The organism is Curvibacter sp. GW821-FHT01G03, assembly GCF_059422285.1.
In genome coordinates this window covers 81,848-101,773 of sequence record NZ_JBWKWP010000012.1, presented here as the reverse complement: position 1 = coordinate 101,773, position 19,926 = coordinate 81,848, and the positions used below count along the sequence as shown (strand labels likewise).

Sequence of the window (19,926 nt, the reverse complement as noted above, 5' to 3'; positions counted from 1 at the left end):
GGCAGGGGCGAGCCGTATAACGGAAGCACCCAAAAAGGAGACCCGCATGAAGAGACGTTTCGCCCCGGCCTTCGCCGTGCTCACCCTCAGCGCCACCGCCGCCCTGGCCCAAAGCCAGGGGGTGAGCAAGGACACCATCGTGCTTGGATCGATTCAAGACCTGTCCGGTCCGCTGGCGGGTTTCGGCAAGCAAGACCGCCTGGGCATGATGCTGCGGGTGGACGAAATCAACGAGCAAGGCGGCGTGAACGGCCGCAAGATCAAGCTGCTGGTCGAAGACTCGGGCTACGACCCCAAGAAGGCGGTGCTGGCGGCCCAGAAACTCGTCAACCAGGACAAGATCTTTGCCATGGTGGCGCACATCGGCACGGCCCAGAACCTGGCGGCCATGCCGGTGCAGTTTGACAAGAACGTGATCAACTTCTTTCCGGTCACCGCCGCGCGAGAGATGTACGAGCCCTTCCATCGGCTCAAGTACTCATTCGCCGCCACTTATTACGACCAGATCCGGCTGGCCGCACCGCAGTTGATCAAGGAAAAGCAGGCCAAGAAGGTGTGTGCCTTGTACCAGGACGACGAGTTCGGCCTGGAGGTGCTGCGCGGGGGTGAGGCGGCCCTCAAGGCCATGGGCACCGACTTCGCAGAAAAAACCTCGTACAAGCGTGGCGCCACCGATTTTTCGTCGCAGGTGGCCAAGCTCAAGGCCGCCAACTGCGACTTCGTGGTGCTGGGCACCATCATCCGCGAGACCATCGGCGCCATTGGCGAATCGCGCAAGATCGGCTTCAACCCCACCTTCCTGGGCTCAAGCGCCGCCTACACCGACCTGATCCACAAACTGGGCGGCAAACCCATGGATGGGCTGTACGCCACCATGACGGTGCAGCACCCTTACCTGGACGAAGCCGCGCAGCCGATCCGTTTCTGGGCCAACAAATACAAGACCAAGTTCAACGAAGACCCCACCGTGTTCTCGGTCTATGGCTACAACGCGATCGACGCGTTCATCCGTGCGGCCCAGAAAGCCGGCCCCAACCTGAGCACCGACAGCTTCATCAAGGCCATGGACACCATGGTCATCCCGCCCGACATCTTCGGCAGCCCTGAGGCCAGTTTTGGCCCGCAAAAACGCCTGGGCAACACCCTCAGCCGGCTCTCGCAGATCCAGGACGGGCGCTGGAAGGTGGTTTCGGACTACGTGAAGCCTTGAGCTAAGCCGGGGCGCTCTGCGCCTGTTCAAAGCCTCTCTCGGGTCGCGCAGACATTGAACAGGCTCTCAGGGCGCAGCGCCCTGCGGGGAGCGCTCCAGGCGCCCCACCTCCAGGCCCTGTGCCGCCAGGCGCTTGAGCAAGGCTTCATAGACGGGCGCCGATACGCTGGGGGTGCGCGACAACACCCACAGGTATTCTCGGCGCGGTTCACTCACGGCCGCCAACTGGTAAGCCTCGTCGAGGTCGATCACCCAGTAATCCCCCCACACCGCCGGAATGAAGGACAACCAGGCCGGCGCAAAACGCACCTGCAAGCGGGGCGAGTCGGCCAGGCCGATCTGGCGGGCCTGCCCCATGGCCTTGTCGACACGGCCGTCGGCCAGGCGACATTGGTTGACCACGCGCACCGTCCCATCAGGGTTGCTCTGGTAGTCGGCACGGGTGTCGGCCACACATTGTTTCTGGAACCGGTTCGGAAACTTGGCCACCTCGTACCAGGTGCCCAGATAGCGCGGCAGATCCAGCCGTTCGATCGACTGCAGCGCGGCGGGCTCCGCCGCGTGGGCACCGGTTGCCAACACGCTCGCCCAGCCCGCGCTGACCAGGAGCCAGGGGGTCAGGCGACGACGCCAAGTCAATCGGAACGGCTTCAAAGACTGTGACATGGAAACCTTTTTTGTTGATGCATCACCACTGAAAAATCAAGTTGAGACTGCGCTGTCCGACGACAAAATAATCTTAAGAGTCATTATTTTCATCAAAATCTAATCCTTTGTTCTCTTAATTCGTTTTTTCGACAAAGCACATTTGTTCAAATGTTGTTCAGGAAATAGCAAGGGTTTCTACCAATTTGTAAGTTTCTGCCTGCTAGACTCCCGCGCTTCTGGCGCAATCCCAGACGCCAGCAAACCGACTGGAGACCTGACCGCATGAGCCCGACTGATCGCATCCGCAGCCCCGAACTTCTGTCCAAGGTGATGAGCGCCGAAGAAGCCGCCGCCCTGATTCCCCTGGGCGCCAACGTGGGCATGAGCGGGTTCACCGGCGCTGGTTACCCCAAGGCCGTGCCCCAGGCACTGGCGGAACGCCTGGCGGCCTGCCATGCGGCAGGCCACACCGAGGCCCGCATCGGCCTGTGGACCGGCGCCTCCACCGCGCCTGAACTGGACGGCGCGCTGGCCAAGGTCAATGGCATCGAAAAACGCCTGCCCTACCAGTCGGACCCCACCCTGCGCAAGCTGATCAACAACGGCCAGGTGCGTTACATCGACATGCACCTGTCCCACGTGGCCCAGATGGCCTGGTTCGGCTTCCTGGGCCACCTGGATGTGGCCGTGGTCGAGGTGGCGGGCATTCTGCCCGACGGCCGCCTGATCCCCTCCTCTTCGGTGGGCAACAACAAGACCTGGCTGGACCAGGCCGACAAGATCATCCTTGAGGTCAACGAACTGCAAAGCGCCGGACTGGAAGGCATGCACGACGTCTATTACGGCACCCAGTTGCCCCCCAACCGCAAGCCCATTCCGCTGACCCACCCCAGTGACCGCATTGGCGAACCCTATCTGCGCTGCGACCCATCCAAGGTGATCGCCGTCGTGCGCACCCGCCAATCCGACCGCAACTCGGTGTTTGCAGCGCCCGATGCGGTCTCGGAACAGATTGCCGCGCACATCATCGACTTTCTGAAGCACGAGGTGAAGCAAGGCCGCCTGCCGGACAACCTGTTGCCGCTGCAGTCGGGCGTGGGCAACATCGCCAACGCCGTGCTGGCCGGGCTCAACAAGGGCCCGTTCGAGAACATGACCGCCTACACCGAGGTGCTGCAGGATGGCATGCTCGACATGGTGCGCTCAGGCAAGCTGAGCTTTGCCTCGGCCACCGCCCTGTCGCTGAGCCCCCAGGCCACCGAAGACTTCAACCAGAACATCGATTTCTACCGCGAACGCATCGTGCTGCGCCCGCAAGAGATCAGCAACCACCCCGAGCTGGTGCGGCGCATGGGCGTGATCGCCATGAACGCGATGATCGAGGCCGACCTGTACGGCAACGTCAACTCCACCCACATCATGGGCTCGAGCATCATGAACGGCATCGGCGGCTCGGGCGACTTTGCCCGCAACGCCTACCTGTCCTTTTTCGTCACGCCCTCGGTGGCCAAGGACGGTGCCATCTCGTGCATCGTGCCCATGGTGTCGCACGTGGACCACACCGAGCACGACGTCGAGATCATCGTCACCGAACAGGGCCTGGCTGACCTGCGTGGCCTGGCGCCCACGGAACGAGCCAAACTGATCGTCGAACGCTGTGCCCACCCCAGCTTCAGGCCCCAGCTGCAGGACTACCTGGACCGCGCAGCCAAGAGTTCGTCCGGCCTGCACACACCGCACCTGCTCAACGAGGCCCTGAGCTGGCACAGCCGCTTCCTCGAAACAGGCAAAATGTGACGATGACACAGCCCTGGGTGCCGCACATCATCCAGCCGGGCCACCAGCCCGGCAGGTGGCCCGCATGATCGTCCGCGACCGGCCCAACGGCCTCAAGCTCTTCTTGCTGATGCGCGGCTCGATCATGCCGCGCATCTTCCGCGTGCTGGCCTTCAACATCCTGCTGGCCACGGTGGTCACCGTGACCCACGGGGCCCTGTTCCACACCAAGGTCACGCTCACAGCGATTCCGTTTTCACTGATCGGCCTGCCGTTGGCCATCTTTCTGGGCTTTCGCAACACGGCCGCCTACGACCGTTACTGGGAAGCCCGCAAGCTGTGGGGCGAGCTGGTGCTGCGCAGCCGCAACCTGGCGCGTCAGTGCCTGCACCTGATCGACGCGCCGCCCGCCGGGCAGCCCGACCTGAGACGCATCATGGTGCTGCGCGCCGCAGCCTTCTGCCATGCCTTGCGCCTGCTGCTGCGCAACGGGGGCGACCCGCGCGAACTGCAAGCCCTGGTCACCGCCGAAGAGTGGACGGCCGTGGCGCCCAGCAGCAACAAGCCGCAGGCCCTGATGATGCGCATGGGCGCCGACTTGGCCGCCTGCCGCCGCGCCGGCCTGCTGGGGCCCAACGAACTGGTGCACATCGATGCCACCCTGTCGGCCATGACCTCGGCTGCAGCCTCGTGCGAACGCATCAAGAACACTCCCGTGCCCTTTTCTTACACCCTGCTGCTGCACCGCACGGCCTATGCCTACTGCTTTCTGCTGCCCTTCGGCCTGGTGGACACCCTGGGCTTCATGACCCCGGTGGTGGTAGCCATCGTGGCCTACACCTTCTTCGGCCTGGACGCCCTGGGCGACGAGATCGAAGAGCCCTTCGGCCTGCTGGCCAACGACCTGCCGCTGGACGCCCTGTGCCGCCACATCGAGATCCACCTGCGCGAGGCCTTGGGCGAGTCCGATCTGCCGCCCCCACTGCAACCGGTCGACTACTGCCTGTTGTAGAAAATCCCGCAAGGCGGCCCGCCAAACGCAAGCAGTTGTGATAACACGGCGCCCCGCCGCAGGCCGCGCCTAGAATGCGCCGCAACCCTGGGCCCCTTTCATGCTCTTCGTTCTCACCCCCTTCGACTGGCTGACCCTGCACGGCTTGGTCACGGTGGTGTCGGTGCTGATCTATGTGGTCACCTCGCATGTGATGCGCCAGCGCCGCCACCCCACGGCCGCCATCGCCTGGGTGTTCTTCATCCTGCTGATGCCCTACGTGGCCTTGCCGGCCTACCTGACCTTTGGCTCCCGCAAGCGCCAGCGCCCCACGCCGGCGCCCAAGAACCCAACGGCAGGCGATGCCCCGCCGAGCAGCGACACCCCGGCGCACTGGGCCTGCGACACCCTGCTCGCCCTGGGCCAGGCCGGCCCTGCGGGCTACCACAGCCTCCAGGTGCACGCCGACGGGCACGAGGCCCGGCAAGCCTTGTTGCAGGTCATCGAAGGCGCCCGCCACAGCCTGGACATCGCCACCTTCATCCTCAAGGACGACGCCCTGGGCAGCCCCCTGATTGATGCCCTGTGCGCCAAGGCGGTGGCGGGTGTACGCGTGCGCCTGCTGCTCGACGGCCTGGGCAGCCTGATGGCCGGACGCCCTCGACTCAGCCGCTTCACCCGGGCCGGCGGGCAACTGGTCTTGTTCGTTCCGCCGCTGCACTCGCCCCTCAAGGGCCGCATCAATCTGCGCAACCACCGCAAGCTGGTGGTGGCCGATGCCGGCGGGCCACAGGCCCGCCTGTGGTGCGGCGGTCGCAATCTGGCGGCCGAGTATTTCGAGGGAGAGGCCCATCAGCCACCCTGGCGCGACCTGAGCTTTGACCTGCAAGGCCCGCTGGTGGCGCTGGCCCATTGGCAGTTCGAACACGACTGGGCCTTTGCCAGCGGTCGCCGCGCGCCGCCCAGTCCAAGCCACCCTCGGGGGGACAACCCCAGTGCGCCCACCGGTCAGGCCCAGTGGGTGGCCTCGGGCCCCGACCAGGCCGACGACACGGTCTACGCCATGTTGCTCACGGCGGCCTACCGGGCCAGCCGCCGGCTGTGCCTGGTCACCCCCTACTTCGTGCCCGACCCGGCCCTGCTCAATGCCCTGTGCCTGGCGGCACGTCGGGGGGTCCAGGTCGAACTGCTGCTGCCGGCTCGATCCAACCACCGACTGTCGGACCTGGCCCGGGCCCGGGCGCTGCGGGCCCTGGTGCAGGCCGGCGGTCAGGTCTGGCTGTTACCGGGCATGTTGCATGCCAAGCTGGCCGTGGTCGACGACCAACTGGCACTGGCCGGCTCGGCCAACCTGGACAGCCGCAGCCTGTTCCTCAACTACGAGCTGATGGTCGCCTTTCAGTCCGCCCACGACGTGCAGCGCTTTGCCGCCTGGTTCGAACGCGAACGCCAGGGGGCTCGGCCCTACCGGGCCCAGCCACCGGGCCTGGTGCGCGACCTGCTGGAGGGCATGCTGCTGTGGATGGGCTTCGAGCTCTAGTGCAAGGCTTGAGCGGGTGCTGCAGGGACTGGTTATCCCGGCCCGGAAGACGGGTGACATGCGCTTACATTCTTGGCTGCACTGAAATCCTGGAGCCTTTATGCACAAGCCCCGTCCAGACCTAGACCGCCGTCAGACCCTGCAAGCGCTGAGCCTGCTGGGTGCCGCCAGCCTGATCGGCCCCGCCCGCGCCGAAGCGCCGCTCGAAGGCGGCCCCCTCAAGATCGTCGTGCCCTACCCGGCTGGCGGTACGTCCGACCGTGCCGCCCGGCTGCTGGGCGACGCCCTGGCCCCGCGCCTGGGCATGCCCGTGATCGTCGAGAACCACGTCGGTGCCGGTGGCCGCCTGGCAGCCCAACAGCTGTGGCGCGACAGCTCGGGCCAGAATCAGCTATTGCTGGCCAACCCCGCCACCATGCTGGTGGCCCCGCTGGTGTTCAAGGACGTGGGCTACGACCCCGACAAGGACTACCGCCCGGTGGCCCAGATCACCCGTTATTCCTTCGGCCTGGCCGTGGGCACGGGCGTGCCAGTGCGCGAGTTCGCCCACTTGCGCGCCTGGATGACGGCCAACCAGGACAAGGTGGCGGCCGGCGTGCCAGCCACCGGCAGCCTGCCCCATTTCTTTGCCCTGATGCTGGGCGAACAACTCGGCCTGAGCCTGCCCATCGTCGGCTACCGCGGCTCGGCCCCTTTGCTCAACGACCTGATGGGCGGCCATGTGCCTGTGGCCGTAGACACGCTGGACGCGCTGGAGCCCCTGCACAAGACCGGCAAGCTGCGCATCCTGGCCGTGTCGAGCGACGAACGGGCGGCCTCCCTGCCTAACGTGCCCACCTTCCGCGATGTGGGGCTCAAGCTGTCGGCACTGGGCTGGAATGTGCTCTACGCGCCGGCCAACCTGCCAGCCGCACGGGCCCAGCGCATCGGCGCGGCCGTCACCGCCGCCATGGCCCAGAAAGAGCTGCAGGCCCGCTTTGCCGCGGCCGACATGGAGCCCGTCAGCAGCAGCGCCGAGCAGACGCGTCGCATGCTCACGGCCTATGCCGCCCAGTGGGCGCCGGTGGTGCGCAAATCAGGCTTCCAACCCTGACCAGCAGCCCCACCCACGCCCCGCCCTGCGCGACCACCTCATGCCCCCAGCCGGCAGGCCTCAAAGTTGCTAACCCCCGAGCAGGGCCGCTGTGGCGGCCCGTCACACCAACAAAGGGAGGAGCGCGGCATGCACGCAGACGCCACGCTGGAGGAGGCCACCCTGGCCCCCGCAGTGATCGATATCGAAGCTTCCGGATTCGGACGCGGCAGCTACCCGATCGAGGTTGGCTTTGTGCTGCCCGATGGCGAGGCCTGGTGCAGCCTGGTCCGCCCCGAGCCGGACTGGCTGCACTGGGACCCTGCCGCCGAGCAGGTACATCACATCACGCAGGAGGCCTTGCAGCGCCATGGCCGATCGTGCCGCGACCTGGCCGAACTGCTCAACCGGCGCCTGCGCGGCCTGACGGTCTACACCGATGGCTGGGCCCACGATTACAGCTGGCTGGGCCGCCTCTATGAAGCGGCCGACCTGCTGCCCAGCTTTCGGCTGGACAACCTTTTCGTGCTGCTGGACGAGGCCCGCCTGGCCCATTGGGACACCACGCGCCTTCAAGTGGCCCAACGCCTGCAGCTGCAGCGCCACCGGGCCAGCGCCGATGCCCGCGTGCTGCAAGAGACCGTGCGGCAACTGAGCCAACAGCCCCGCCTTTGATCCATTTATTTTCACAAAGCAACTGCTTGCTATAAATAAAAGGTTTTGTTATCGTGCCGTGCATGGAAGCCCCTGCACGCCGACGCGCCCCCTCGAAAGCCCCCCCCAAAGCCACCGCACCGGTGCCCGCCGCCCCGCTGGTTGACACCCCTGCGGCCGAGGTCGCCGAAGCCCGGCGGCCGCGCGGCCGCCCGCGCAAGACCGTGGACGAGCTGGACGACGGCAACCGCCGTCGCGCCCTCATCGAGGGCGCAGCACGCCTGTTCCGCAGCCAGGGCTTCGATGCCACCAGCACCCGCGACATCGCGGCAGCGGCCGGCATGCACAGCGGCTCGCCCTTCTACCATTTCGAAAGCAAAAGCGCCTTGCTGCATGCCGTGATGGACGAGGGCATGGTGCTGGCCCTGCACAGCCAGAAGAACGCCCTGGCCCTGCTGCCGCCCAGCGCCCCGCCGCGCGAACGCCTGCGCGTGCTGGTGCGCCACCACTTCGAGATCCTGCTGGGGCCCCACAGCGACTTCATTCCAGTGATGCTGTACGAGTGGCGCTCGCTGAGCCCGGCTCAGCGCAAGAGCATCGCCCGCGTCAAGGACGACTACGAAAACCTCTGGATGCCCGTGCTGCAGGCCCTGGCCAACCAGGGGGCGCTGCAGGCCGAGCCGGCCGTGGCGCGCCTCTTCATCTTCGGGGCCCTCAACTGGTCGGTGCAGTGGTTCGACCCGCAACGCGGCATGAGCCTGGACCAGCTCACCGATCAGGCCCTGGCCCTGTTCACCCGGGAGACGCCATGAACACCCCCACCCCACCCCCCGGCCCGCACTACCGTTCGGCCTTCGCGCCCGGACTGTTTCAGGACCAGGTGATCCTGGTGACCGGCGGCGGCTCGGGCATCGGGCGCTGCACCGCCCACGAACTGGCCCGCCTGGGCGCCCAGGTCGTGCTGCTGGGGCGCCAAGCCGCCAAACTGGCCACCGTGCAGGCCGAGATCGAGGCCGACGGGGGCCAGGCCAGCACCGAGCTGTGCGATATCCGCCAAGAGGACGCGGTGGTGGCCATGGTGCAGCGGGTGCTGAGCCGCCACGGACGCCTGGACGGCCTGGTCAACAACGCCGGCGGCCAGTACATGACCCCGCTGGCGGCCATCTCGGCCAAAGGCTGGGAGGCGGTGGTCAACACCAACCTCACCGGTGGCTTCCTGGTGGCGCGCGAGTGTTACCGCCAGCACATGGCCGCTCATGGGGGGGCCATCGTCAACATCGTGGCCGACATCTGGGGCTCGATGCCGGGCATGGGCCACAGTGGCGCCGCGCGCGCCGGCATGGTCAGCCTGACCGAGACCGCCGCGCTCGAATGGGCCGCCGACGGCGTGCGCGTGAACGCCGTGGCCCCGGGCTACATCGCCTCCAGCGGCATGGACCACTACCCGCCCGAGGCCGCCGAGCACCTGCGCGCCATGCGCCAGACCGTGCCCCTGGGCCGCTTCGGCAACGAGGCCGAGGTCTCGGCCGCCATCGTCTTTTTGCTCAGCCCGGCCGCCAGCTTCATCAGCGGCAGCACGCTGCGGGTCGACGGTGCCCGGCCCCAGACCCGCCTGGGCTGGCCCATGGCCGTGCCCACGCCGGCCCAGCGCGACCGCGCCGCCGTGCACCCCTTTGATGGCTTTCACCGGGCCCAGGTGCCGCGCGTGTTCGCAGCGCCCCCACCCTCAACCGCCCCCGCCACCGCCCCCTCCACCCAGCAGGAGCCACAGCCATGAGCCGGTACGAAACCCGCTGGAACTCCCAGGCCCCAGCCGCCCAGCAACGCCGGGAGGCCGTGCTGGCCCGGTTGGCCGCGCTGCGTGCGCTGGAAGACCGGGCGGCGGCCGCCTCGGCCCGCTCGCGCCCGGTGTTCGAAAAACGCGGCCAGTTGCTGCCACGCGAGCGCGTGGCCCTGCTGCTCGACCCGGGCAGCGCCTGGCTGCCGCTGGCCTCGTTGGCAGGCTACCTGCACGACGTGAAAGACCCGGCCCGTTCGGTACCCGGCGGCGGCATGATCGCCGGCATCGGCCAGGTGTCCGGCGTGCGCTGCATGGTGGCGGCGAGCGACTCCGGCATCGAGGCCGGCGCCATCCAGCCCATGGGCCTGGAAAAAATCCTGCGCGTGCAGGAGATCGCCCTGCAGAACCGGTTGCCCTTTGTGCACCTGGTGGAAAGCGCCGGCGCCAACCTGATGCGCTACCGCGTGGAAGGCTTTGTGCACGGCGGCAGCCTGTTTCGCAACCTGGCGCGCCTGTCGGCGGCCGGCATCCCGGTGATCACTGTGCAGCACGGCTCGGGCACTGCTGGCGGGGCCTACATGCCCGGCCTCAGTGACGTGGTGATCATGGTGCGCGCCCGCTCACGGGCCTTTCTGGCCGGGCCGCCCCTGCTCAAGGCCGCCACCGGCGAGATCGCCACCGAAGAAGAGCTCGGGGGGGCTGAGATGCACTGCAGCACCTCGGGCCTGGGCGAGTACCTGGCCGAGGACGACCGCCACGCGCTGGCCCTGGCGCGCGAGGTGCTGGCCGGGATAGCCTGGGCCCCCGCCCCCGTCGACCCCAGCGCCCCGCCGCCGCTGTACCCGGCCGACGACCTGCTGAGCCTGATCTCGGATGACCTGCGCCAGCCCGTGGACATGCGCGAGGTGATGGCCCGCCTGGCCGATGGCTCCGACCTGCTCGAATTCAAACCCCTGTACGGCGCCGCCACGGTGTGCGCCCAGGCCCGCATCGAGGGCAGGCCACTGGGCTTCATCAGCAACAACGGGCCCATCGACGTGGCCGGTGCCAACAAGGCCACGCACTTCATCCAGTGGATGTGCCAGCTGGGCCACCCCATCGTCTACCTGCAGAACACCACGGGCTACATGGTGGGCAAGGACAGCGAGCAAGGCGGCATGATCAAGCACGGCAGCAAGATGATCCAGGCCGTGACCAACGCCACAGTGCCTCAGATCACGCTGCAATGCGGCGCCAGCTTTGGCGCCGGCAATTACGGCATGTGCGGGCGCGGCTATGCACCCCGCTTTCTGTTCACCTGGCCGCAGGCCCGCACCGCGGTGATGGGTGGCGAGCAGGCGGCCCGCACCATGCAGATCGTGACCGAGGCGGCCCTGGCGCGCAAAGGCCAGACCCCCGACCCGCAGCAGGCCCAGACCCAGTTCGAGCAGATCGTGGCCATGTTCGAGGCCCAGGCCGATGTGTTCCACACCAGCGCCCTGCTGCTGGACGACGGCGTGATCGACCCGCGAGACAGCCGCGCCGTGCTGGCCCAATGCCTGGCCCTGTGCGCCGAGGCCGAAGCCCGCCCCGTGCGGCCGATGCAGTTCGGGGTGGCCCGCATGTAAGCCCATCCCCCCACGGCCACCCCAGGCCCGCCGCGCCCCTCTCATGAACGACAAAAACGGAGACACCCCATGCAATTCACCCATGAGCACCGCGAAATCCAGAAGACGCTCAAGCGCTTCATCGACACCGAGATCAACCCCCATGTGGACGAATGGGAAGAAGCCGAGATCTTCCCGGCCCACGAGGTGTTCAAGAAGATGGGCCAGCTCGGTCTGCTGGGCCTGACCAAGCCCGAGGCCTATGGCGGCGCCGGCCTGGACTACAGCTACGGCCTGGCCATGACCGAGACCCTGGGCCACATCGACTGCGGCGGCGTGCCCATGGCCATCGGCGTGCAGACCGACATGTGCACCCCCGCGCTGGCGCGCTTCGGCAGCGACGCCCTGCGACGCGAATTCCTGGCCCCGGCCATCGCAGGCGATGTGGTGGGCTGCATCGGCGTGTCCGAGCCCGGCGCCGGCAGCGACGTGGCCGGCATCAAGAGCGTGGCGCGCAAGGATGGCGACGACTACCTCATCAGCGGCCAGAAGATGTGGATCACCAACAGCCTGCAGGCCGACTGGATGTGCATGCTGGTCAACACCGGCGAAGGCCCGATGCACAAAAACAAGAGCCTGATCATGGTGCCCATGCGCGAAGGCCGCAACGGCCGCCTCACCCGCGGCATCGAGGTGGCGCGCAAGATCAAGAAGATCGGCATGAACAGCAGTGACACCGGCCTGATCTACTTCGACGAGGTGCGGGTGCCACAACGCAACCTGATCGGCGTGGAGGGCCAGGGCTTCATCTACCAGATGCAGCAGTTCCAGGAAGAGCGCCTGTGGGCGGCCGCCAGTTGCCTGCAATCGCTGGAGAACTGCCTGCAAGCCACCATCGAATGGGCCCAGGAGCGCAAGATGTTCGGCGCCACCCTGGCCGACCAGCAATGGGTGCAGTTCAAGCTGGCCGAGATGAAGACCGAGCTGGAGTGCCTGCGCGCCCTCACCTACCGCGCCTGCGAGCTGTACGTGCAAGGCCAGGACGTGACCGAGCTGGCCAGCATGGCCAAGCTCAAGGCGGGCCGGCTGAACCGCAGCATCCCCGATGGCTGCCTGCAGTTCTGGGGCGGCATGGGCTTCACCTGGGAAAACAAGGTGTCGCGGCTGTACCGCGACGGCCGACTCGGTTCGATCGGGGGCGGCGCCGACGAGGTGATGCTGGGCATCCTGGCCAAGGTCATGGGCATCGCCAAGCGTGCACGCAGTTGAGGCACCCGCCATGTCCCACTTGCTGATCGACCGCCAGCCGCTGGGCCCGGGCTGGGTGGAACACTGGGTGCTGAACGACCCGGCCAGCCGCAACGCGCTGACGGCCGAACTGGTGCAAGCCCTGTTGCAAGCGTGCGCCCGGGCCGCGCAAGACACCCCCCTTCGCGCCGTGGTGCTGCGCGGCGCCGGTGGCAGCTTCTGCGCTGGCGGCAGCCTGGGCGGCTTTGCCAGCAGCCTGGGCCAGGCTCTGGCCCCCGGCCAGCCCGACCCGCTGGTGCCCATGAACCGCGAGTTCGGGCAGTTGCTGGAGGCGCTGTGCGCCCTGCCCCAGACCCTGCTGGCCGCCGTGGACGGCCCCGCCATGGGCGGCGGCCTGGGCCTGGTGTGCTGCGCCGACTGGGTGCTGGCCACACCGGGCGCCGTGCTGGCCGCCCCCGAGGTGACCTTGGGCATCGTGCCGGCCCAGATCGCCCCCTTTGTGCTGCGCCGGCTGGGCGACGCCCGGGCCCGCCGTTGGCTGCTCGGCGGCGAGCGCCACTCGGCCGCCCAGGCCCTGGCCGACGGCCTGGTGACCGAGGTGGTGACTGACCTGGAAGCCGGCCTGGCGGCCCGCCTGCTGGCCCTGAGTGCCGCCGCCCCGGGCGCGGTGGCTGCCACCAAGGCCTTGCTGCAAGCCGGTCAGCCGCCCTTGCCCGCCTGGCTGGACCAGGCCGCCCAGGCCTTCGCCAGTGCCTTGCGCGGCCCCGAGGCGGCCGCCGGCCTGCAGGCCTTTGCCCGCAAGCAACCCGCGCCCTGGCGCGCCCCAGATGGAAGTACGAGGGCCTGATGTTCAAACGACTGCTGATCGCCAACCGGGGCGAGATCGCCCGCCGGATCATCCGCACCGCCCGGGCCCTGGGCCTGGAGACGGTGGCCGTGTTCTCCGAACCCGACGCCCAGGCCTTGCACGTGCGTGAGGCCGACCAGGCCTTTGCCCTGGGGGGCGCCAGCTCGGCCGACAGCTACCTTCGGGTAGAACGGCTTTTGGAGGCCGCCCGCGCCACCGGTGCCGACGCGCTGCACCCGGGCTATGGCTTTCTGAGCGAGAACGCCGACTTTGCCCAGGCCGTGCGCGATGCGGGTCTGCACTGGATCGGCCCGCCCCCCGAAGCCATCCGGGCACTGGGCAGCAAGGCCGGTGCCAAGGCCCTGGCCCAGGCCCATGGCGTGCCCTGTCTGCCTGGGTATGCCGGTGAAGACCAGCGCCCCGAGCGCTTTGCCGCCGAGGCCGAACACATCGGCTACCCCCTCATGGTGAAGGCCGTGGCCGGCGGCGGCGGACGCGGCATGCGCCTGGTGAGCGCCCCGGCGCAACTGGCCGCCGCACTGGCCAGCGCCCACAGCGAGGCCCTGGCCGGCTTCGGCGATGGTGGCCTGCTGATCGAACGGGCGCTGCTGCGGCCCCGCCACGTCGAAGTGCAGGTGTTTGCCGACCGCCACGGCCACGCCGTGCACCTGGGCGAACGCGACTGCTCGGTGCAACGGCGCCACCAGAAGATCATCGAAGAAGCCCCCAGCCCCGCCGTGGGCCCCGGCTTGCGCCAGCGCATGGGCGCGTGCGCCGTGGCGCTGGCCCGGGCGGCTGGCTACGTGGGCGCCGGCACGGTGGAGTTCTTGCTCGACGGTGACGACTTCTACCTCATGGAGATGAACACCCGGCTGCAGGTCGAACACCCGGTGACCGAGGCCCTGACCGGGCTGGACCTGGTCGAGTGGCAGTTGCGTGTGGCCCGGGGTGAGCCCCTGCCACTGCAACAGGCGCAGATCCGCTTCGAGGGCCATGCCATCGAGGTGCGCCTGTGCGCCGAAGACGAGCACTTCCGCCCCCACACCGGCCGCGTACTGGGCTTTGTCGAACCGCCGGGCGTGCTGCATTTCCAGAACCCCGACGCCCGGGGCGGGCTGCGCTTCGACCATGCGCTTGAAGTGGGCACCGAGGTCAGCCCCCACTACGACGCGATGCTGGGCAAACTGATCGCCCATGCGCCCACCCGGGATCAGGCCATCGCCCGCCTGCGCCAGGGCCTGTCCGCCACCGTGCTGCTGGGGCTGCCCAGCAACCGGGCCTTTCTGGCTGCCTGCCTGGACCACCCGGTGTTCCGCGCCGGTCAGGCGCTGATCCCCTTCCTGGCTGAGCACGGTGATGAGTTGCGCGCCCAGTTGAGTACCCAGGAGGCCGCGCACCTGAACGGGGCCTGGCCACTGCTGCTGTGGGGGCGGCAAGGGCTGCACAGCCCACTGGCCTGCGCGCTGGAACGCCCCTTGCGCGTGCGCCATCGCGAACGGCTGCACGACTGGCAGGTACGCGAAACCGGCGCCGGCCAGGCCCAGGCCCGGCAGGGCGAGGCCACCCCGCTGCAAATCGGCTTGCAGAAGCGGCCCGGTGGCGGCTGGCTGCTGAGCCTGCAAGGCCGCCACCTGAGCGTGCAGGGCGTGGCCCTCGATGCCCGGCGCTGGCATGTGCAGGTGGCCGGCGCAGACCTGTGGCTGGACGATGCCTCGTTCGAGCCCCCCGGGCGGGGGCCCGGCGGAGCCCAGGCCCTGGCGTTGCGCGCGCCCTTCAATGGCCGGGTGATCCGCATCGCGGCCGAAGTGGGCCAGGTGCTGGCCGCAGGCGACGCGCTGGTGGTGATCGAGTCTATGAAGCTGGAGCACAACCTGGCCGCGGCCGGCCCGGCCCGGGTGGCCGAGTTGCTGGTGAGCCCAGGCCAGCAGGTGGGGCCCGGCCAGTGCCTGCTTCGCCTGGAACCGCTCCACACCCCAGCCCAGGAGGCCCAGCCATGAGTGAACGCGCCGACGACACCCTGCAGGCCGACCGGACTGCGCTGAGCGATCTGGTGGCCCGCTTTGCCCGCCATGAAATTGCCCCGCACGTGGGCGACTGGGACGCGGCAGGCGAGTTCCCGCGCAGCCTGTACCAGCGCGCTGGCGAGTTGGGCCTGCTGGGCCTGGGCTACCCTGAGGCCTATGGCGGCACCCCGGCCCCTTACGCGCTGCGCCTGTCGCTGTGGCAGGCGCTGTGCCGCCACGGCGGCAGCGGCGGCGTGCTGGCCAGCCTGCTGTCGCACAACATCGGCCTGCCCCCCATCCTGAACCACGGCAGCGAGGCCCTGCGCGAGCAGGTGATCCCGCCGGTGCTGCGCGGCGAGCAGATCGCGGCGCTGGCCATCACCGAGCCCGGCGGCGGCTCGGATGTGGCCGCCCTGCGCACCACGGCGCGGCGCGAGGGCGACCACTATGTGATCGATGGCGAGAAGACCTTCATCACCTCGGGCCTGCGGGCCGACTGGATCACGCTGGCGGTGCGCACCGGCGAGCCCGGCAGCAAGGGTGCTGGGGGCCTCTCGATGATCGTGGTGCCCGGCGCCAGCGCCGGCCTGACGCGCCAGCCCCTGCAGAAGATGGGCTGGCTGTGCTCCGACACGGCGCAACTGCACTTCGACGGCGTGCGCGTGCCCGCCAGCCACCTGCTGGGCGACGAAGGGGCCGGCTTTCGCATCATCATGGGCAACTTCAATGCCGAGCGCTTCGGCATGTCGGCCGCGGCACTGGGCTTCAGCCAGGCCTGCTACGACGAGGCCCTGGCCTGGGCGCGCCAGCGCAAGACTTTTGGCGCCGCCCTGGTCGAACGCCAGGTGATCCGGCACAAGCTGGTCGACATGCAGATGCGCATCCACTCGTCCGCGGCCTGGCTGGAGCAGGTGGCGGCCCGCGCCGACGCAGGTGACACGGGCCCCGACTGGGTGGCCCAGGTCTGCCTGCTGAAGAACCACAGCACCCAGACCATGCAGTTCTGTGCCGACCAGGCGGTGCAGATCCTCGGCGGCATGGGCTTCATGCGCGGCACGGTCAGCGAACGGATCTACCGCGAGGTCAAGGTGATGATGATCGGGGGCGGCGCCGAGGAAATCATGAAAGACCTGGCCGCACGACAATGGGGCTTATGAGCAAACACCCAGCCCCCCTGCCCCAGGCCTTCGAGCCCGAGTTTGAAACCGGCCTGAAGAAGATCTTCGAGGAGATGATCGTCTTCAACACCGTGCTCGGCCTGAAGATCACCTCGCTCAAGCCCGACAACGTGACCGCGCGCATCGACATGAAGCACGAGCTGATCGGCCACTTCAGCTACAACCGGCTGCACGGCGGCGTGATCGCGTCGGGCCTGGACGCCCTGGCCGGCCTGGCCGTGATGGCGGCCATCGGCGCACGCCACATGGACGAGCCGCCTCTGGAAAGGCTCAAGCGCTTTTCCAAGCTGGGCACCATCGACCTGCGCATCGACTACCTGCGCCCGGCCATTGGCGAATTCTTCACCCTGCATGCCGAGGTGCTGCGCCTGGGCTCACGGGTGGCTTCGACCCGCATGGAGTTCCGCGGCCCCGACGGCACCTTGATGTCGACCGGCACGGCCGCCTACATCGTTTCATAACCCGACGGCATGGCCTCGCCGTGCCGGCGTCACCTCAGGAGACTTCCATGACCCCCAGCGACAAGGCCATCATCACCTGCTCCATCACCGGCGTGCTGACCGACCCCGGCCAGCACCATGTGCCCGTGACCCCCGCCGAACTCGCGGCCGAGGCGCGCCGCGCCTACGACGCCGGGGCCTCGGTGGTGCATGTGCACTTTCGCCAGCAAAGCCCGGGCAAAGGGCACCTGCCCAGCTGGGATCCGGCCGTGGCGCTGGCCTGCACCGAAGCCATGCGCGAGGCCTGCCCAGGCCTGATCATCAACCAGACCACCGGCGTGGTCGGCCCCGACTACCAGGGCCCGCTGGACTGCCTGCGCGCCACCCGCCCCGAGATGGCGGCCTGCAATGCCGGCTCGCTCAATTACCTGAAGGTGCGCAGCAACGGCCAGTGGGCCTGGCCGCCGATGATGTTCGACAACCCCCCGGCCAAGGTGCAGGATTTTCTGGACGTGATGCGCGAAACCGGCACCCTGCCCGAGTTCGAGTGCTTTGACGTGGGCATCGTGCGCTGCGTCAAGATGTATGTGCAGACCGGCATGTACAGTGGCCTGCCCGAGTACAACTTTGTCATGGGCGTGGAGTCGGGCATGCCCGCCGACCCCGATCTGCTGCCCATCCTGCTCAAGCTCAAGTTGCCCGGCGCCCAGTGGCAGAGCACCGTGATCGGCCGCGCCGAGATCTGGCCGGTGCACCGCCGTACCGCCGAGCTGGGTGGCCACCTGCGCAGCGGGCTGGAAGACACCTTTTACCTGCCCACCGGCGAGAAGGTGCAGTCCAACGGCCCGCTGATCGAGCAACTGGCCCGCTACGCCCGCGACGCCGGGCGCGAGGTGGCCACGCCAGCCGAAGCCCGCCAGATGCTGGGCCTGAGCGCCACGGCGCCGCTCGCTGTATCAAATTGATTCAACCTTGAAGGGCTTTTCGAGGCCTTGTTTGTCAGCCAGGTGGCACCATATGGCGTTTTGAAGCCGGCAGCCCAATTTTGGGCAACACGCACAGAACGCGCTGCCAGCCGCTTGAAGGAGCTCTTGAACATGATGCTGACTGCCCTTGAACCCTCTGCCGCGAGCCGCACCGGCGCCCACGGGCGGCGCCTGCTGGCCGGCTTGGCGCTGGCCCTGGCGGCGTCCTTCGCCTGGGCCTTGCCCACCCCCAAGGACATCGAACAGGCCGTGAACGCCGGCGAGTACCGGCAGGCCGAAACCCTGCTGCGCGAGGTGATCAAGGAAAAGCCTCAAAGCGCCAAGGCCCAGTACGAACTCGGTGAGGTGCTGGCCCGCGAAGGCCGCAACATCGAGGCCCGCGCTGCCCTGCAAGAGGCCCAGCGCCTGGACCCCTCGCTGAAGTTCGCCTCCAGCCCGCAGCGCTTCAACGACCTGCTCGCCAAGATCCCCAAGACCGATTCGCTGTCGTCAAACGCCCCTGGCGCCTCGCTGGGCAGCCCGGCCGCCAAGCCGGCCCCGACCCACAACACCCCGGCCGTGGTGAGCCAGAGTGCGCCGGCCCCGGCCAACCCGGGTTCCTCGTTTCCCTGGGGCTACATCCTGATCGCGGGCGGTGTGCTGTTCGTGGTCTGGAAGCTGGCCACCCGCGTGCTGCCCTCGCCCAGCCCGGCCCCGGGCATGGCGGCTGACACCGCCTTCGGTCGCGGCCCCGTGGCCCAACCCGGCTACGGCCAGGCAGGCTACGGCCAACCCGGCTACGGTGCCCCGCCCAGCAGCGGCCCCGGCATCGGTGGCGTGGTGCTTGGCGGCCTGGCCGGCGCCGCGGCCGGTTACGGGCTGGCCAAGGTGCTGGAGCACGGCAACGAGGACCGCGGCAACCGCGACTCGGGCGGTGGCGGTGGTGGCAGCAACCTGGGCAGTGGCGGCGGCTACAGCCCGATCGACAACCCGCCAGACTATGGCTCGTTTGATGCCGGCAGTGGCGGCAGCGACTCGTGGGACAGTGGGGGTGGGTCGTCGTCGGACGACAACAACTGGTGATGCAGGGGCATCGCCGACGCTGGCTGGCGATGTGGTTTGCATCGCCGGTCGCGGGTTGAAAGAGCCGGGCTTGCCCGGCTTTTTGTTTTTGAAGCCAGCTTTTGGGTTTGTTGCGGGAATGGCTGATTTGCCTTGTCCACCTGTTGTGGGTTCTTTGTTGCCGCTTCGCTCTGGTCGTTCTGTTTCTTCTTTGAGGGCGGAGGCCGGGATTGCGCCCCGGCGGGCGCCTCACTTTCTTTGTCTCGCCAAAGAAAGTAAGCAAAGAAAGGCGACCCGACGTGCCCGCCCTGCTGCGCAGGGTCCGCTGCGCTGCTCAACTTGGGCGGGGTCTCGCTAAACTCGCTGCGCTCAAACAGACGCGAGCCCTTTTTCCGCCCAAGTCTGCGCTGCTCGCCGTGCCCAACGGGAGGTGGGGGTCGGGAACCGACGGCTGCTGCTGCGCAGCGGCGCCGTGTTGTTTCACTCGGAGGGCGCGGCTGCGGAGCAGCGCGGGGACGCACAGACGCTCTGCCCGACACAACCAACACCGACTCACCGGCGCCGCTGGATGCACAGAAACCAATGAATTCGGCGTGACGTTTGCAAGCTCGCCCGCACCCGATCCCGCTTGCCCCGTGGGGCAGGGCCGAGCAGCGCAGCGACAGGGGGATCAGGCCCCGCGTCTGTTTGAGCGAAGCGAGTTTAGCGGGGCCCCCCCTGGCGCGAGCAGCGCAGGGAACCACGAAGTGGCCCTGACTTCGGGTCGCCTTTGGTATTCGCGTAACTTCGCTTCGCGAAGTGAGCGAACCCCCGCTTCGCGACCTTTGCTTACTTTCTTTGGCGAAGCAAAGAAAGTGAGGCGGCCGTCGGGCCGCAACCCCGGCCTCCGACCTGAAACAAATGACAGAAGGAACAGAGCGAAGCGG

At 68.1% G+C, this 19,926-nt stretch carries 17 protein-coding genes; 16 read left to right on the top strand and 1 reads right to left on the bottom strand.

Annotated features, from left to right (window positions below; translation table 11 throughout):
- Positions 1-46: 46 nt before the first annotated feature.
- Entirely contained in the window at positions 47-1,210 is a 1,164-nt protein-coding gene (locus AC07VS_RS18280) for an ABC transporter substrate-binding protein (RefSeq protein ID WP_492348145.1), read from the top strand.
- 66 nt (positions 1,211-1,276) lie between these two features.
- Here AC07VS_RS18280 and AC07VS_RS18275 read toward each other — a convergent pair whose 3' ends face one another.
- On the bottom strand, positions 1,277-1,876 hold the full coding sequence (locus AC07VS_RS18275) for a lipocalin family protein (RefSeq protein ID WP_494751655.1): 600 nt from the start codon (positions 1,874-1,876) through the stop codon (positions 1,277-1,279).
- Positions 1,877-2,140: 264 nt separating this feature from the next.
- Here AC07VS_RS18275 and scpC point away from each other — a divergent pair, with 264 nt between their 5' ends.
- The 15 genes from scpC (at position 2,141) to AC07VS_RS18200 (ending at position 19,021) form a co-directional block, all read left to right on the top strand.
- Complete coding sequence (scpC, locus tag AC07VS_RS18270; RefSeq protein WP_492348143.1) at positions 2,141-3,655, top strand: succinyl-CoA:acetate CoA-transferase ScpC; 1,515 nt, start codon at positions 2,141-2,143, stop codon at positions 3,653-3,655.
- A 64-nt stretch (positions 3,656-3,719) separates the two neighbouring features.
- The gene (locus AC07VS_RS18265) at positions 3,720-4,646 is read left to right on the top strand and encodes a bestrophin family protein (protein ID WP_492348142.1); all 927 of its coding nucleotides are present in this window, start codon (positions 3,720-3,722) and stop codon (positions 4,644-4,646) included.
- A gap of 100 nt (positions 4,647-4,746) precedes the next feature.
- Positions 4,747-6,165 (top strand): phospholipase D-like domain-containing protein, encoded by a 1,419-nt coding sequence (locus AC07VS_RS18260; protein ID WP_492348141.1) that lies wholly within the window; start codon positions 4,747-4,749, stop codon positions 6,163-6,165.
- 100 nt (positions 6,166-6,265) lie between these two features.
- On the top strand, positions 6,266-7,258 hold the full coding sequence (locus tag AC07VS_RS18255; RefSeq protein WP_494751654.1) for a tripartite tricarboxylate transporter substrate-binding protein: 993 nt from the start codon (positions 6,266-6,268) through the stop codon (positions 7,256-7,258).
- A 129-nt stretch (positions 7,259-7,387) separates the two neighbouring features.
- On the top strand, positions 7,388-7,912 hold the full coding sequence (locus AC07VS_RS18250; protein WP_492348139.1) for a 3'-5' exonuclease: 525 nt from the start codon (positions 7,388-7,390) through the stop codon (positions 7,910-7,912).
- Positions 7,913-7,974: 62 nt separating this feature from the next.
- Positions 7,975-8,703: a TetR/AcrR family transcriptional regulator gene (locus AC07VS_RS18245; protein ID WP_494751653.1), complete on the top strand. Its 729-nt coding sequence runs from the start codon at positions 7,975-7,977 to the stop codon at positions 8,701-8,703.
- Positions 8,700-9,668, top strand: a complete 969-nt coding sequence (locus AC07VS_RS18240; protein WP_494751652.1) for an SDR family oxidoreductase — start codon at positions 8,700-8,702, stop codon at positions 9,666-9,668. The genes AC07VS_RS18245 and AC07VS_RS18240 overlap by 4 nt, the downstream gene beginning before the upstream one ends.
- Positions 9,665-11,278, top strand: a complete 1,614-nt coding sequence (locus AC07VS_RS18235) for an acyl-CoA carboxylase subunit beta (protein ID WP_494751651.1) — start codon at positions 9,665-9,667, stop codon at positions 11,276-11,278. Before AC07VS_RS18240 ends, AC07VS_RS18235 begins: the two co-directional genes overlap by 4 nt.
- A 69-nt stretch (positions 11,279-11,347) precedes the next feature.
- A complete protein-coding gene (locus AC07VS_RS18230) occupies positions 11,348-12,526 on the top strand; it encodes an acyl-CoA dehydrogenase family protein (RefSeq protein ID WP_492348135.1) in 1,179 nt (392 codons plus the stop codon).
- A 10-nt stretch (positions 12,527-12,536) separates the two neighbouring features.
- Complete coding sequence (locus AC07VS_RS18225) at positions 12,537-13,352, top strand: enoyl-CoA hydratase/isomerase family protein (RefSeq protein WP_492348134.1); 816 nt, start codon at positions 12,537-12,539, stop codon at positions 13,350-13,352.
- Positions 13,352-15,349, top strand: a complete 1,998-nt coding sequence (locus AC07VS_RS18220; protein ID WP_494751650.1) for an acetyl/propionyl/methylcrotonyl-CoA carboxylase subunit alpha — start codon at positions 13,352-13,354, stop codon at positions 15,347-15,349. The genes AC07VS_RS18225 and AC07VS_RS18220 overlap by 1 nt, the downstream gene beginning before the upstream one ends.
- Positions 15,346-16,512, top strand: a complete 1,167-nt coding sequence (locus tag AC07VS_RS18215) for an acyl-CoA dehydrogenase family protein (RefSeq protein WP_494751649.1) — start codon at positions 15,346-15,348, stop codon at positions 16,510-16,512. The genes AC07VS_RS18220 and AC07VS_RS18215 overlap by 4 nt, the downstream gene beginning before the upstream one ends.
- Entirely contained in the window at positions 16,509-16,994 is a 486-nt protein-coding gene (locus AC07VS_RS18210; protein WP_494751648.1) for a thioesterase family protein, read from the top strand. Before AC07VS_RS18215 ends, AC07VS_RS18210 begins: the two co-directional genes overlap by 4 nt.
- Positions 16,995-17,041: 47 nt before the next feature.
- Complete coding sequence (locus AC07VS_RS18205) at positions 17,042-17,938, top strand: beta-keto acid cleavage family enzyme (RefSeq protein WP_494751647.1); 897 nt, start codon at positions 17,042-17,044, stop codon at positions 17,936-17,938.
- Positions 17,939-18,070: 132 nt separating this feature from the next.
- Positions 18,071-19,021: a tetratricopeptide repeat protein gene (locus AC07VS_RS18200; protein ID WP_492348129.1), complete on the top strand. Its 951-nt coding sequence runs from the start codon at positions 18,071-18,073 to the stop codon at positions 19,019-19,021.
- Positions 19,022-19,926: the final 905 nt, after the last annotated feature.

Bases quoted from the DNA above. Each gene is read 5' to 3' on its own strand.
- AC07VS_RS18235 (WP_494751651.1), top strand. From the start codon at position 9,665: ATGAGCCGGTACGAAACCCGCTGGAACTCCCAGGCCCCAGCCGCCCAG.
- AC07VS_RS18200 (WP_492348129.1), top strand. From the start codon at position 18,071: ATGATGCTGACTGCCCTTGAACCCTCTGCCGCGAGCCGCACCGGCGCC.
- AC07VS_RS18255 (WP_494751654.1), top strand. From the start codon at position 6,266: ATGCACAAGCCCCGTCCAGACCTAGACCGCCGTCAGACCCTGCAAGCG.
- AC07VS_RS18210 (WP_494751648.1), top strand. From the start codon at position 16,509: ATGAGCAAACACCCAGCCCCCCTGCCCCAGGCCTTCGAGCCCGAGTTT.
- scpC (WP_492348143.1), top strand. From the start codon at position 2,141: ATGAGCCCGACTGATCGCATCCGCAGCCCCGAACTTCTGTCCAAGGTG.
- AC07VS_RS18265 (WP_492348142.1), top strand. From the start codon at position 3,720: ATGATCGTCCGCGACCGGCCCAACGGCCTCAAGCTCTTCTTGCTGATG.
- AC07VS_RS18225 (WP_492348134.1), top strand. From the start codon at position 12,537: ATGTCCCACTTGCTGATCGACCGCCAGCCGCTGGGCCCGGGCTGGGTG.
- AC07VS_RS18250 (WP_492348139.1), top strand. From the start codon at position 7,388: ATGCACGCAGACGCCACGCTGGAGGAGGCCACCCTGGCCCCCGCAGTG.
- AC07VS_RS18260 (WP_492348141.1), top strand. From the start codon at position 4,747: ATGCTCTTCGTTCTCACCCCCTTCGACTGGCTGACCCTGCACGGCTTG.
- AC07VS_RS18230 (WP_492348135.1), top strand. From the start codon at position 11,348: ATGCAATTCACCCATGAGCACCGCGAAATCCAGAAGACGCTCAAGCGC.
- AC07VS_RS18220 (WP_494751650.1), top strand. From the start codon at position 13,352: ATGTTCAAACGACTGCTGATCGCCAACCGGGGCGAGATCGCCCGCCGG.
- AC07VS_RS18275 (WP_494751655.1), bottom strand. From the start codon at position 1,876: ATGTCACAGTCTTTGAAGCCGTTCCGATTGACTTGGCGTCGTCGCCTG.
- AC07VS_RS18240 (WP_494751652.1), top strand. From the start codon at position 8,700: ATGAACACCCCCACCCCACCCCCCGGCCCGCACTACCGTTCGGCCTTC.
- AC07VS_RS18245 (WP_494751653.1), top strand. From the start codon at position 7,975: ATGGAAGCCCCTGCACGCCGACGCGCCCCCTCGAAAGCCCCCCCCAAA.
- AC07VS_RS18280 (WP_492348145.1), top strand. From the start codon at position 47: ATGAAGAGACGTTTCGCCCCGGCCTTCGCCGTGCTCACCCTCAGCGCC.
- AC07VS_RS18215 (WP_494751649.1), top strand. From the start codon at position 15,346: ATGAGTGAACGCGCCGACGACACCCTGCAGGCCGACCGGACTGCGCTG.
- AC07VS_RS18205 (WP_494751647.1), top strand. From the start codon at position 17,042: ATGACCCCCAGCGACAAGGCCATCATCACCTGCTCCATCACCGGCGTG.